Genomic DNA, 12,508 nt, shown 5'->3' on the forward strand with positions numbered 1-12,508 from the left:
TTCGCCGACTACCCTTCCGGACATGGCTGCCCGGAGACCGACCTCGCCCCCGCGGCCGATCGCACCGGGGGACGTCGTGGCGACGTTCTCCGAGTCTCTCGGCGCGTGGACGGCCGCGCAGATCACCGACCTCAACCCGGACTGGCGGACGGCGGGGGTGCTCGAGCTGGACTGGTCGGGGCCGGAGCCCGCCTCGGTGGCGGACCTCGGCGAGGTGTCGCCCCTGGTGCTGACGCATGCCAACTGGGCCGACAGCCTGTCCCACTGCAATTACGAGTGGGTCCTTCCGCGCAGCTACAAGGTCATCGGCTCGTTGCCGCTGCTGTGCGCCACACCCTCACAGAGCTACTCCACAGGCTGGCGGCTCGGCGACCAGCTCGCGCGGCAGAGGCGCTGGGACAGGGGCGAGCGGGGCCCCTGTCCGGATCCGCGCGAGATGATCACCACAGGCGCCGATTTCGGCCGGATGACGAGCGACCCCGGTGAACCGCGCCGGGACATTCGTCGCCTGCGCGTCACCGAGGTCGAGTCGCTCGATTGCGACCGGCTCGCCGAGCGCTTTCCCGAGCTGAGGACGCTCTGCCTGTCCGGCGACCTCGGCCTGCTCGTCCACGCGTCGGGTCTCAACCGGCTGGCATCGCTTCGAGAGCTGTGGATCACCGATCTCTTCGGCATGAGCGCGTCCGATGCGCTGCTGCCCGAACGCGTTCCCGCGCTGGAGTTCGTGTGCCTGCACAGCATCCCGCACGAGTACGCCGTGGCGATGCGGTCGAGATGGCGCCCCCAGGTCGCGTACGGCACCTACGTCGACATCACCGCCGCCCGCAAACCCGAATGGGTCGCGGACAACCGCGGCAACCCGTTGCGCGACTGGGACGGTCGCGAGCAGATCAGCGGTACCTGCTTCAAGAAGGCCGTGGCGCAGTACAGGAAGACGCGGGCGGCACTGATCGCGGCGCTTTCCGACGGCTCTCAGGAGGACCGGCCGGCCCGGCTGCACGAGATCGGCCGCGAGTACGGCGAGGGCTTCAACCTGCTCGACCGCCGGACGGGGTTCATCGAGACGGTGGAACGCGAGGAACTCTTCGCCGCCCTCGACGTCATGGTGAGCGACGCCGAAGAGGCTCTCGGCGTGCGGCTCGAATCGGCGGCGGACATGCTCGCGGCCGGCGTGGACTCCGTACGCGACTGGTAGAGCGCCTCCCGGCGGGGTGTCAGGCCCGGTGGAAGCGGGCCGTGTCAGGCCCGGTGGAAGCGGGCCGCCCACTCACGGAGCTCGTCGCGCAGTTCGGGCGGGGCGAGGACGCGGAACTCCACGCCGGCCATGCCCAATGCCATGGCCGGCCAGTGCAGGGAGTGGGTGACCATCCGGATGCGGCAGCGTCCGGCGTCGACCTCCTCGACCGTGCACCAGTGCCCGACCCGCCGGCGCACCGTGACCGCCGGAGCCTCGACGAGCGCCTCCACCCGGTACGGACGGGGCAGGTTGTCCATGGCGGCGCGGACGAACTCGGCGGCGTCGGCGGCGGGCAGGGCCCGGGGACGAAACCGGGAGCCGGTCCCCTCCGGCTCGACCAGCCGGTCGACCCGGAAATTCCGCCAGTCGTGCCGGGTGAGGTCGTAGGCGACCAGGTACCAGCGGCGGCCGAGACGGACCAGCCGGTGCGGCTCGACGTGCCGGTCGGTCCGCCGGCCGTCCGCGGGGGTGTAGGTGAAGCGAAGCCGTTCATGGTCCCGGCACGCCAGCGCGACCGTGGTGAGCACGTCCGGATCGACGCTCGTCGCGGCCTGGCCGTCCCACCCGGCGGGCACGGTCATCGTGCGCAGCGCCTCGACCCGGTGCCGCAGCCGGGTGGGCATCACCTGCACCACCTTGGCCAGCACCCGCACCGAGGACTCGGCGATGCCCTCCACCGCCCCCTGGACGGCGGTCTGCAGTCCCACGGCCAGCGCGACCGCCTCCTCGTCGTCGATCACCAGCGGCGGCAGCGCGGCGCCCGCGGCGAGCTGGTAACCGCCGTCGACACCGCGCTGCGCCTGGACCGGATAGCCCAGCTCACGCAGCCGCTCGATGTCCCGGCGCAGGGTGCGTACGGAGACTCCGAGCCGTTCGGCCAGTTCGCCGCCCTGCCAGTAGCGGTGGGTCTGCAGCAGGGAGAGCAGCCGCAGCGTCCGCGTGCTGGTGTTCGCCATGGACGCGATTGTCTCGTCGATTCAGGTCAAAAAGTGACCGTTATCGCTCCTAGCGTGGTTCTCGACCGAAGCGGACCAACGAAAGGCGGACGACTGTGACCGTCAACGAGCTGAGCACCCCCGGCCTCACCGACGCACCGGCCATCACCGGTGAGCGCGCGGACCTGCTGGCGGCATTGGCCCAGGCCCGGCACTTCCTGCGCTTCACGACCCGGGACCTGACCGACGAGCAGGCCGCGCAGCGGACCACCGCCAGTGAGCTCTGCCTGGGCGGGCTGATCAAGCACGTCACCCTGGTCGAGCGGAGCTGGGCGGCCTTCATCCTGGACGGCCCCTCGGCGATGGGCGACGCCTCGGCCATGAGCGAGGCCGACCGCGCCTGGTGGGCCGACCAGTTCCGGATGCTGCCCGATGAGACACTCGCCGGTCTGCTGGCCGACTACGCCGAGGTGGCCCGCCGTACGGACGAGCTGGTGGCCACCCTGCCCGACCTGGACGCGACCCAGCCGCTGCCGAAGGCCCCGTGGTTCGAGGCCGGCGCGCGATGGTCGGCCCGCCGGGTGCTGATGCAGATCGTCTCCGAGACCGCCCAGCACGCCGGCCACGCCGACATCATCCGCGAGTCCCTGGACGGCGCCAAGAGCATGGGCTGACACGCGATCCCGAAACGGGCAGGCCCTTTCCCCGGGAGCCTGCCCGCGACCATTCCCGGCACGGCGATCACGGCCCTATGGTGCTTCTTCATGACTGAGTCGCTACGGCTGGCGCCGATCACCCCCGCCAACGTCGAGACGGCCATGGCCGTCAGAGTCCGCCCCGACCAGGAGCGCTTCGTCTCGCCGGTGGCGAAGTCCCTGGCCGAGGCCTACGTACAGCCGCAGGTGGCCTGGCCCCGCCTCGTCCTCGACGGCGATCGTCCGGTCGGGTTCCTGATGGCCTTCATCGACATCGATTGGGACGGCAGGGGCGTCGACTTCCGGTCGGGCTTGTGGCGCCTCAACGTGACACCCGAGGCTCAGGGGCGGGGCGTCGGCCGGTTCGCCGTCAGGGCCGTGGCCGCCGAAATCGAGCGCCGCGGCGCCACCCGCATGTACGTCACGTGGGAGCCGGCGGAAGACGGGCCCGAAGGTTTCTACCGCAGGCTCGGGTTCCGGCTCACGGGCGAGGAAAGCGGTGGCCAGAGAGTCGGAGTGCTGGACCTGGCCCGAGGAGTGTCTTAGCAGCGGGTTGACGCCAAGGGGGCGGACGGCGAGCCGGTCACCGCGTGAGCCTTCGCGCTGACGACGGCGGGCGTTCAATCGGTCAGTCGGGCCGCCGCCTTCCGCGCTGCTCGCAGGATCTCTTCGGACAGAGGGGAGCCCGCCGTCACCCGCGCGAGCAGGAGGGCGCCCACGAGCGTGGACAGAGCCGCCAGCCCGGCGTCCTCGGGGGCGATCCATCCGGCCATGTCGCGGCCGGCGAGATCCCGGACGCGTTCCAGCGAGCGCTGGCCGCCCAGGACGACGAGGCGTACACCACCTCCCTGCGGGAGATCCTCCCGGCATACTTCGCCGACTACTGGACCCAGCAGCAGGACCCGGAGCCGATGCGCGCCGCCCTGAACGCGTGGATCGACCCGATGCACGGCGAGGAGCCCGTGCCGTTCGACGTGCGGGACGAACTCGGCGCACTCGATGTCCCGGCACTGATCATCGCCGGTGTGCACGACTTCTTCGGCGGCACGCGCTGCACGGATAATCCACAAGGACGCCGGACGATCGGGACAAAGGCAACTACCTTGACTCAAATCGGTTGTTCTTTTTGTCCGGTCTTGTCGAAATGCGGCAATCAAGCCAGAATCAGTTCAGCCTTCAACTACTTGGTTGGAGGGGCAACTGCATTGATGAGGAGAGGCATGAAGCGCACCATCTCCGTTCTCGCCGTCGCCACCGGCGTCCTCGGCGCCACGCTCACCGGGGTCGGTCCCGCGTCCGCGGCCGCCTCCGCAGTCGACTGCTCCACGGGCGGATACACCCGGGTTGTGAACAGCTATGTCCCCACCAACGTCCAGCGGCCGGCGGTGGACGGTCACAGCTACAACATCGGCGGTCCGCTGGCGTACACGTACGAGGTGTGTCTCGACATCCCGGACACCTCGACATTCACCATCGAGGTGCGGAGCTGGAACAACGGGACACAAAGCGTGTTCGTGGACGACCGGCCCGGGGACAAGGTCTTCCGCTACTCCCTCGACCCCAACAGCTTCTGGCAGGTCTACGGCACGATGACCGGGCCCGACAGCACCTACATCTACTACACCTGGAACGAGAAGCAGCTCCCGGCCTGACCCCGAACAGGCCGGCCGCCTCGCCCGGCGAGGCGGCCGGCCCTGCCGCTCTCCAGCGGGTGAGCGGCGGCGGCCTCACCCCTTGAAGGCGCCGTTCATGATTCCGGCCACCATGCGCCGCCCGACGAAGACGAACAGCACGAGCAGCGGGAGGGTGGCGAGGAAGGAGCCGGACATGGCGAGCCCGAGGTCGATGTTGAAGCTGTTCTGCAGCGCTTTGATCGCGATCTGGACGGTGTACATCTCCGGCGACTTCAGCACCACGAACGGCCACAGGAAGTCGTTCCAGGCGGTGACGAAGCCCAGCAGGCCGAGCACGAAGGCGGCGGGACGTACCAGCGGGAACGCGATGTGCCAGAAGGTCTGCCAGGTCGACGCTCCGTCGATGCGGGCCGCCTGGAGGATCTCGTCGCTGATGGCGGACGATATGTGCTGGCGCATCCAGAAGATGCCGAAGGCGTTGGCCAGACCGGGAACGATCAGCGCCTGAAGCGTGTCCACCCAGCCCAGCGACGAGATGATCATGTACTGGGGGACGATGGCGAGCTGGGTCGGCACGGTCATCGTCAGGACGACGAACAGGAACAGCGCGTTGCGGCCGCGGAAGCGCATCTTGGCGAACGCGAAGCCCGCCAGCGCGCACAGCACCGCCTGGCCCACGCCGATCGACCCGGCCACGACCAGGCTGTTGACGATCGACCGGACGAACGGCACGGTCGAGAACACCAGGCCGGCGAGGTGGAAGAAGTTGCCGCCCGGCACGATCTCGGGCGGCAGCTTGATCGCCGTCGCGGTGTCGGTGGTGGCGACGATGAACATCCAGTACAGGGGGAACAGGCAGGCGAAGGCGGCGAGCGCCAGCAGCGCGTAGACCCACCATCGGACCCGATCACCGGAGCGTGGCCTCGTCGTACGCATGATCGCCCCCTCAGCCCTTGACCGGGCGGATCCGGGTGGACAGGAAGTAGTTGAGGCCGGCGAGCGCGACGACCATCACGAAAAGCGCCACGCCGATCGCCGCGGCGTAGCCGAACTTGAACTGGGTGAACCCCTGCTCGAACAGGAAGAGCGTGAGCGTCTGGCACTGGCGGATCGGCCCGCAGGTATTGGCCGCGCCGCGGTTGATGAGCAGGGGCTCGGTGAAGATCTGCAGCCCGCCGATCGTCGAGGTCACGATCGTGAACACGATGACCGGGCGTAACGCCGGGAGGGAGATGTGCAGGAACTGCCGCACGCCTCCGGCTCCGTCGACGGCGGCCGCCTCGTAGATCGCTCGGGGAACGGCCTGCAGGGAAGCCAGGTAGAGCAGGGTCGTGTAGCCGAACCACCGCCAGGTCACCATGACGGCGATCAGCACATGGCTGCCCGTCACCGACTGGACGAAGTCGATGTGCTCGATGCCCACCAGGCTGAGCAGCCAGTTCAGCAACCCGTAGTCGCGGTCGAACATCTGGGCGAACACGATGGCGGTGGCGGCCACCGAGGTGATGTACGGCACGAGCATCGTCATGCGGAAGAACACGGCCAGGCGCAGCCGTACGTGGTTGAGCATGTGCGCGAGCACGAGCGCGATCAGCAACTGCGGCACGGTGGACAGCAGCCAGATGCTCACGGTGTTGCGCGCCGCGTTCCAGAACCGCACGTCCCCGAGCAGCCGGCCGAAGTTGTCCAGGCCGATGAACACGTGCTCGCCGATCGGGTTCCAGTCGAACAGCGCCACGTAGAAGGTGAACAGCAGCGGGATGAGGCCGAACACCGCGAAGAGCACGAAGAACGGGGTGATGTAGGCGTAGGGGGCAAGGATCTCGGTGAAACCGCGCCGCGCCGCCTTCACCGGCGGGGCCGGGGGCAGGCCCGCCTTGGTGGGGCTGATACTCGTCGTCACGGTCTGCTCGCTTCCCCGCCGCCGGCGCGGGCCGTGGGGACGGCCCGTGCCGGCGGCGCACGTGAAAGTTCCTAGCCGCCGATCGCGGTCTTGATGTTGGTCACCGCCGCGTCCCACGCCTTCGCGGGATCACCCTTGCCCTGCTCGACGTTGGTGATGGCGTTCGTGAACTCCGTGCCGATCGTGGTGCTGTCCGGCCCGATGAGGAAGGGCTTGAGGCCGAGCAGCGAGTTGGTGTAGATCGTGCCGATCGGCGCACCGGAGAAGAACTCGTCCTTCGCGGAGGTGAGCTTCGGGTCCTGGTAGACCGACGGGGTCGAGGGCAGTGACCTGGCCTGAGAGAAGTGATCAAGCTGGCCCTGCGGCGACTGCGTGGCGGCGATGTAGTCCCAGGCGGCCTTCGGGTTCTTGGCGCCCTTGGGGATGGCGAGGAAGCTGCCACCCCAGTTGCCCGAGCCGCCCGGGATAGTGGCGATGTCCCACTTGCCCTTGGTGTCGGGGGCGTTGTCGCGAATGGAGCCGAGCAACCAGACCGGTGCGGCGATGGCGGCGAAGTCCCCCCTCTTCATCGCGGCGCTCCAGCCTTCGGTGAACGTGCTCTGCTTGGCGGTGATCCCGGCGGCCACGGCCTTGAGCGCCTGGTCGAAGGCGGTCTTGACCTGGGGGCTCTGTTCGTACACCAGATTGCCCGCCGGGTCGTAGTACTTCTCCTGCCCCTGGTTGACAACCTGCGAGTAGATGCTCCCGCCGGCGTTGTCGATGAACGCCTTGCCGGTGGCCGCCGTGTACTTCTTGCCGGTCTCGATGAAGGCGTCCCAGGTGGGCCAGAGCTTGCTCACCTCCTCGCGGTCCGTCGGCAGCCCGGCCTTCTTGAACAGGTCGGTCCGGTAGGCGATGGCCATGCCGCCGACGTCGGTCGGGATGCCGATGATCGCGCCGTCCTTGGTCGTGGACTGGCTGATCACCCAGTCGAGGTAGTCGCCCTTGATCTTGTCGGCGCCCATCGTGCGCAGGTCGACGAAGTTCTGCGGTTGCTGGACGAACTTGGGCAAGTCGTCGCCCTGGATCAGCACCAGGTCGGGCACTTTGCCGCCGGCGAGCGCGGTGGTGAGCGCCTGCGCCGTCTCCTGCGCGTTCCCCACCTCGGTCAGCTTGATCTGCACGTCCGGCTTTATCTTCTTGTACTCCTCGGCGGACCCCTTCGCGTTGATCCCGGTGAACGACCAGAACTCGAACGACTTGCCGTCGGATCCGCCGGAGGAAGTCTCGGGCGACGAGCCTGAGCACGCTGCCATGCTGAGGGCCGCGGTAGCGGCGAGCACGACCGCTGGGACGTTGCGGAGCTTCACGGCGACCTCTTTTCGCTTGCTGTGGTCAGGGAGATTGTGTGCGGACGGCACCGGGAGAACGCGCCGCACTCGCCGGGCACCTCCTAGGTGTGCGGGGCGGCGACGGTGCCGTGCTACCCCCGGCGGCGGCCCGCGAGCGCCGGCCAGGTCCGGCACCGCCATGCCGGCCTGGTGTTTCACCTGCAGAGCGTTCTTGACATCACTCTTGAGGATGAAACTTTCGGGATGTCATTCCGATCATTGCTCCAGGACATTAGGCCTATGTCGACCTGAGCGTCAATATTCTTGAGGTGATCTGTCTGAAACAATCGGCCCGGCGGTTTTATGTTTCGGGAACAGACCGCACCCCTGGAGCGCACCGCACCCCTCGCCCGCACCGCGCCCACGCGCAGCACCTGCTGCGTCCTCACCGGCAAAGCTCTAGTGATCATCCACGTGATGCCAACCGCGGTGCGGAGAAGGACGCCGTGACTGAGCACGAGCGCGAGGGCCCGCGCCGAGCAAGAAGGGAAGAGAGTGTCGGCCCTGGCGCGGGAAGCCTTTGAACAATTCCTCAGACCGGGATGAGCACGCACGACGGACGAGCGAGTACTCCCCGTTGACCGCCCTTAGTGGCCCGCTGATGGCACGACGATCATACGATCCGACCTGCCCAGGCAGGGGCCGACGCGGCCCGTCTTCATTCCGAGTATGTTCCGGGTCTTGCCGGATAGACCTACGAGTAGAAGCCTCGCCCCCGTACTCCTCCCGAGACTTTCCGAAGGCATCCGGCCGGGCCTCACGGGCTCATACCGCTCCGCGAACCTGTCGATAGCTTCGGGGATCGAGTCGCCGATCCTTCGGGGGTTGGTAGCCGCGACGTCAGAGCTGCTCGCAATCCCAGGACGGCCCCGCAATGTTCGGCGGCGTAGTCACCCAGCCCTTGACCGAATGCCAAGTGGCGGGCCACTCATGCGGAGGACGCGCCAGGATCTCGCAGACCTCGCGCGCCAGTTCGGTCGGGCTGCGGCCGCGCCAGGGAGTGGCGACGAAGATCTGGTAGTCATCCTCGATCTCAAGCCAGACCTCGAACAGATCAGGATCTCGGGGGACGGCTCTCTTGGCGCTGAGGCCGTAAGTCAGCAGTCGGTCATGGTCAACGCTCGTCAGGACCAGCCGCCCCGCGGTGCGCATCGGGGTCTCCCACGAATGATCCGCGGCGACCCGCGCGACCTCCAGCTCGTACTGAGTGGCCGAGAAGCAGGCGCCTCGGTCCGCGGGCACCTCTCTCGACCATTCCCAGCGCACCCGGTCCCCTTCACGGGTGATGGTGACGTCCGTACCCCCGCAGTCGTAGACGCCACATGCGCCGCAACGAGCGATCGCGACAGTGTGCGGCCGGGAATCGGCCAGCAGTCGATCGGCCGGGACCAGGACGTCGTACGGATCCATCCCCAGCCCCGCCCCGGCGGAGGTCATCTCCGCTCCGTTGACGTAGACCTGCAGCTGGAATGATTCGCTGCCTGGCCTGCTGGACGCGGGCGCGACCGCCAAATGGAGAAGGTCGACGCCCAGTTCTCCGCCGTTCGCGTTCACGCCGCTCATGATCCACCATCACACGGCCTTAGCCCGATCTCAGCGACAACGGGCCGGTTGGGAGCCATTAGCTCTCAGCACTGCTCTCCTGGCTGACGAACTCGGCGAGATGCCCGGTGGTGCCCGTCACTACGAGAAGTCAGAGGCCCGGTTGCTGTACTACTGCTGCACAGCAGACAGTTTTATTTCACAAGGGCACCCGGGAGTGGTCCATCGAAGACCTGCCGAGTGAGAACGACACCAGTGAGCAGAGCGGTCAGTACGAATAACGATCCGTCGTCGTCCGGAAGATCGAAATCTCCATCGGGCACGGTGTCGGGATCGAACCCGGCTGCGCGCATCTCCTCGACGAAGCGATCGGGTTCGTCCCCCTCTCGAAGGTATGCGCTGACAGGGTCGAACGAGGTCGTCACCCGCCCGTCGATCACGTGCTCGAACCTGCTCCACCCGTTGACGTTCTCAAAGATCGTAATTGTCTCGGTCTCCGCGGATAGAGCATCGGTGACCTCCGAGTCGACCAGGCTGCAGTCGGCCACCTCGATGATCACGGTCCAGTCGCCTGACCGCCAGGCCCGGACCGCCTCGGGCAAGGGGCAATCCTCGTTCGTGAAGAGACGGATATCAGCCTGCTCCGCACCCAGCCGGCGCAGCGCCTCGGCCTCATCGACACCTCGGACAAAGGTCAGGCTCCACGCTTGCCCGAGAACGTCATCCTCGTCCAGCCAATCGAAGTCGGCGCGACTCAGCTCGACCATTGTCCCTTTCCCCTGCTCGTCGCTCCTGGTGGCGCTGGACAAATTAGTCGAACGACCTCCAGGAAGGTTAGAGCCACTGGGCTGCCCCCGGCATGCTCGCCGCCGTGGTCGGGCGCGAACCTCGCCGACCTCAAGATTCGCCGATGCGCCGAGCGCTCGGGTGGAGGCCGACCGGAAGGCGGCCCACGGCAAGAAGGAGAGCAGTGCTGAGAGCTAATGGCATGTCAATGGCACGAACGCCGCTCCCCATGATCAGAGGAGCGGCGTTACCCCAGACGCCCAGGGCAAAGCTCTCGATCACCTCAACGACCCGGTGCACCATCAAAACTCCCTGTACACGGCGACAGCCCCGGCGGCCCTGTACGTCGCCGCGATTCTCAGCGATCCACGCACCGACACCGCGGTTCCATACGGCGGCGAGGGCCGGCGATATCCACTGCGTCAAGCACTCCTGGACTGGCTGGGATCCGTGGCCCGCGAGGTCGGCAAGGAAGCAGAACGACACTCCTGCGCCTGGGTTTCTCCCTGGAGGACTACCCGGCATTCACCGAGGTCCGAGCCATCCGCCCCGCCCTCTTCCAGGGCGTGTCCTCACTTCTCCATGGTCCGGATCCCCATCCGGGAAGCGGCTCTCGCCGCTGCCGTCCGGCTCCTGGACGCCCCCGAGCTCACCCATCATCGCCTGGGCAAGCATCTCGCTTCATAGATGTCACTTACACGATGGAAGGCCACTCCTGACGAGTGGCCTTCCGCATCTCAGACCTGCCTTTGGGCGCCGCCCCCACTATGATCAGCGCGTGTTCGACCTGGGACCGTTACAGCTGATTCTGTTTCTCCTATTTCTTGTGGTCCTCGGGTGGGGAATCCGCGCGTGGAGATCCAGGCGTGAGGTGGTGCAGGTTCATGTCGACCTGGGGCTCATCACGCCTATTGGAGTACAGGTCCGGGCACACGACCTCCTGGAGGCGGGCAAGTATGCGGATGCCGTCAAGCTGATCCGCAAGGAAAGCCAGGTGTCCCGAAGGGAAGCGGAGGACGTAGCGAAGGCCCTGCAAGCCGGTCAAGTGCTACCAGACTTCCCGATGCCCTGGGAAGGCGACCTGAGTACACGGGTTCGCAAGCTTGTCTCTTCTGGCCGCCTGAAGGAAGCTGTGTTCCTCGTGCGGAGTCACGAGAACATGAGCCAGTCGGAAGCCGAAGCCTTCGTTGATTCTCAACTGCGGGAGCCGGGGACGTAGCTCGACAAGGGCGGGCCGGTTCAGTCGTACCGGTTGCTGTATTTCACTGCTGTACGAGATCGAAAAGGCCACTTCCTGATCATGGGAGGTGGCCTTTGACGTGGGGTGGAGCCTAGGGGATTCGAACCCCTGACTTCCTACTTGCAAAACGGTCCGATCACCAAGGGAAACGGCCCCGACCTGGGCGAAGAGCCGCCCCCGTGTGACCGTGAGTACCCCCTGTTGACCGCCCTTGATGGCACGCTAATGGCCCGACGATCACGCCCGCGACCTGCCAGCGGTCACGGGCCGCACCCCCGGTCCGCCCCAGACTCCTCGTAGCCGTCGGCACCCAGGACGCCAGCGTCGTTTTCGCAGGTTGGCGCGCTGCAGACGAGAACCCCCTACCTACAGGGGTTGTGTCCGACATAATATGGGCACGAGAACGTTGCGCTTCTACCGGTCGGCGCGGAAGCACCGCATCGGACAGGCGCATGCCTTGTATGTCGTCCGATCTGGGCCGCCGGCAATCGTGTCGGCCACCGACCCGACGTTGGAGGATCGATGGGTCTGGATCGGGCCCGACGATCGGGGCGTGGAGCTGGAGGTGATCGGCATCCTCACCGACAAAGCTCTAGTGATCATCCACGTGATGCCGACCGCGCTACGGAGAAGGACGCCATGACTGAGCACGAGGCAGCCTGGCCACCCGCAGACATCGAACTGGCCCTGGACTACGACTCCGATATCGACAGTGACTCCGAAGAGATCCGCGACGCCAAGGGCAACCTGATCACGGACGAGTACGTACGGGACGCGATCAGCGACGTTCATCGTGCAATCGACGAGGGCCGCGTACCCACGCCTACCGGGCGCCCCGGGCGCCCATCGCTCACAGGCGAGAGCACACATTCCCCAAGGGTCTCCTTCAGAGTTCCTGAGGAGTTGCGTGAACGCGCGAAGGCCCGCGCCGAGAAAGAAGGCAAGAGCCTATCCGCGCTGGCACGGGAAGCCTTTGAGCAGTTCCTCAGCGCGGGATGAGCAGGCGCGACGAGTGACGGCACAAGGTGGCCAAGCAGTTCGACAGCTTCGCGCGAGGACAACTTAAGGCTGGATCAGGCACGCAACGGGCACGAAAGAACACCAAGGCGGACCAACGATCAAAGTCCAGACAGGAGAAATTACTCCTGGCCTGGGCTTTTAATTGG

13 protein-coding genes are annotated in these 12,508 nt (G+C 66.8%); 6 read left to right on the forward strand and 7 right to left on the reverse strand.

Features of this window, described 5'->3' with window-relative positions; all coding sequences use genetic code 11:
• Positions 1-22: 22 nt before the first annotated feature.
• The gene (locus tag AAH991_RS27395) at positions 23-1,195 is read left to right on the forward strand and encodes an RNA-binding protein (protein ID WP_346228789.1); all 1,173 of its coding nucleotides are present in this window, start codon (positions 23-25) and stop codon (positions 1,193-1,195) included.
• A 44-nt stretch (positions 1,196-1,239) separates the two neighbouring features.
• Here AAH991_RS27395 and AAH991_RS27400 read toward each other — a convergent pair whose 3' ends face one another.
• On the reverse strand, positions 1,240-2,193 hold the full coding sequence (locus tag AAH991_RS27400; protein ID WP_346228790.1) for a helix-turn-helix transcriptional regulator: 954 nt from the start codon (positions 2,191-2,193) through the stop codon (positions 1,240-1,242).
• Positions 2,194-2,288: 95 nt separating this feature from the next.
• Here AAH991_RS27400 and AAH991_RS27405 point away from each other — a divergent pair, with 95 nt between their 5' ends.
• Positions 2,289-2,846 (forward strand): DinB family protein, encoded by a 558-nt coding sequence (locus AAH991_RS27405; protein WP_346228791.1) that lies wholly within the window; start codon positions 2,289-2,291, stop codon positions 2,844-2,846.
• 90 nt (positions 2,847-2,936) lie between these two features.
• Positions 2,937-3,413 carry a GNAT family N-acetyltransferase gene (locus AAH991_RS27410; RefSeq protein WP_346228792.1) on the forward strand — a complete coding sequence of 159 codons (477 nt, stop codon included), beginning with the start codon at positions 2,937-2,939 and terminating at the stop codon, positions 3,411-3,413.
• A 74-nt stretch (positions 3,414-3,487) separates the two neighbouring features.
• Here the strand turns inward: AAH991_RS27410 and AAH991_RS27415 are convergent, their stop codons facing one another.
• On the reverse strand, positions 3,488-3,898 hold the full coding sequence (locus AAH991_RS27415) for a hypothetical protein (RefSeq protein WP_346228793.1): 411 nt from the start codon (positions 3,896-3,898) through the stop codon (positions 3,488-3,490).
• Positions 3,899-4,087: 189 nt separating this feature from the next.
• On the opposite strand from AAH991_RS27415, the gene AAH991_RS27420 reads away from it, so the two are divergent.
• On the forward strand, positions 4,088-4,519 hold the full coding sequence (locus AAH991_RS27420; RefSeq protein WP_346228794.1) for a hypothetical protein: 432 nt from the start codon (positions 4,088-4,090) through the stop codon (positions 4,517-4,519).
• A gap of 75 nt (positions 4,520-4,594) precedes the next feature.
• Here the strand turns inward: AAH991_RS27420 and AAH991_RS27425 are convergent, their stop codons facing one another.
• The 5 genes from AAH991_RS27425 to AAH991_RS27445 form a co-directional block, all read right to left on the reverse strand.
• A complete protein-coding gene (locus AAH991_RS27425; RefSeq protein ID WP_346228795.1) occupies positions 4,595-5,437 on the reverse strand; it encodes a carbohydrate ABC transporter permease in 843 nt (280 codons plus the stop codon).
• Between the two features lie 10 nt (positions 5,438-5,447).
• A complete protein-coding gene (locus AAH991_RS27430; protein ID WP_346228796.1) occupies positions 5,448-6,404 on the reverse strand; it encodes a carbohydrate ABC transporter permease in 957 nt (318 codons plus the stop codon).
• Between the two features lie 71 nt (positions 6,405-6,475).
• Complete coding sequence (locus AAH991_RS27435) at positions 6,476-7,753, reverse strand: ABC transporter substrate-binding protein (protein ID WP_346228797.1); 1,278 nt, start codon at positions 7,751-7,753, stop codon at positions 6,476-6,478.
• 861 nt (positions 7,754-8,614) lie between these two features.
• Positions 8,615-9,337 carry a hypothetical protein gene (locus AAH991_RS27440; protein ID WP_346228798.1) on the reverse strand — a complete coding sequence of 241 codons (723 nt, stop codon included), beginning with the start codon at positions 9,335-9,337 and terminating at the stop codon, positions 8,615-8,617.
• Positions 9,338-9,510: 173 nt separating this feature from the next.
• A complete protein-coding gene (locus AAH991_RS27445; protein WP_346228799.1) occupies positions 9,511-10,083 on the reverse strand; it encodes a DUF6461 domain-containing protein in 573 nt (190 codons plus the stop codon).
• 797 nt (positions 10,084-10,880) lie between these two features.
• Between AAH991_RS27445 and AAH991_RS27450 the strand changes: the two genes are divergently transcribed.
• Positions 10,881-11,321, forward strand: a complete 441-nt coding sequence (locus AAH991_RS27450; protein WP_346228800.1) for a hypothetical protein — start codon at positions 10,881-10,883, stop codon at positions 11,319-11,321.
• 660 nt (positions 11,322-11,981) lie between these two features.
• Positions 11,982-12,341 (forward strand): Arc family DNA-binding protein, encoded by a 360-nt coding sequence (locus AAH991_RS27455; RefSeq protein WP_346228801.1) that lies wholly within the window; start codon positions 11,982-11,984, stop codon positions 12,339-12,341.
• Positions 12,342-12,508 lie beyond the last annotated feature (167 nt).

This window comes from Microbispora sp. ZYX-F-249 (assembly GCF_039649665.1).
GTDB lineage: Bacteria > Actinomycetota > Actinomycetes > Streptosporangiales > Streptosporangiaceae > Microbispora > Microbispora maris.

Excerpts from the sequence above, each read along its gene's own strand:
- AAH991_RS27395 (WP_346228789.1), top strand. The coding sequence starts at position 23 with ATGGCTGCCCGGAGACCGACCTCGCCCCCGCGGCCGATCGCACCGGGG.
- AAH991_RS27400 (WP_346228790.1), bottom strand. The coding sequence starts at position 2,193 with ATGGCGAACACCAGCACGCGGACGCTGCGGCTGCTCTCCCTGCTGCAG.
- AAH991_RS27410 (WP_346228792.1), top strand. The coding sequence starts at position 2,937 with ATGACTGAGTCGCTACGGCTGGCGCCGATCACCCCCGCCAACGTCGAG.
- AAH991_RS27420 (WP_346228794.1), top strand. The coding sequence starts at position 4,088 with ATGAAGCGCACCATCTCCGTTCTCGCCGTCGCCACCGGCGTCCTCGGC.
- AAH991_RS27425 (WP_346228795.1), bottom strand. The coding sequence starts at position 5,437 with ATGCGTACGACGAGGCCACGCTCCGGTGATCGGGTCCGATGGTGGGTC.
- AAH991_RS27440 (WP_346228798.1), bottom strand. The coding sequence starts at position 9,337 with ATGAGCGGCGTGAACGCGAACGGCGGAGAACTGGGCGTCGACCTTCTC.
- AAH991_RS27445 (WP_346228799.1), bottom strand. The coding sequence starts at position 10,083 with ATGGTCGAGCTGAGTCGCGCCGACTTCGATTGGCTGGACGAGGATGAC.
- AAH991_RS27455 (WP_346228801.1), top strand. The coding sequence starts at position 11,982 with ATGACTGAGCACGAGGCAGCCTGGCCACCCGCAGACATCGAACTGGCC.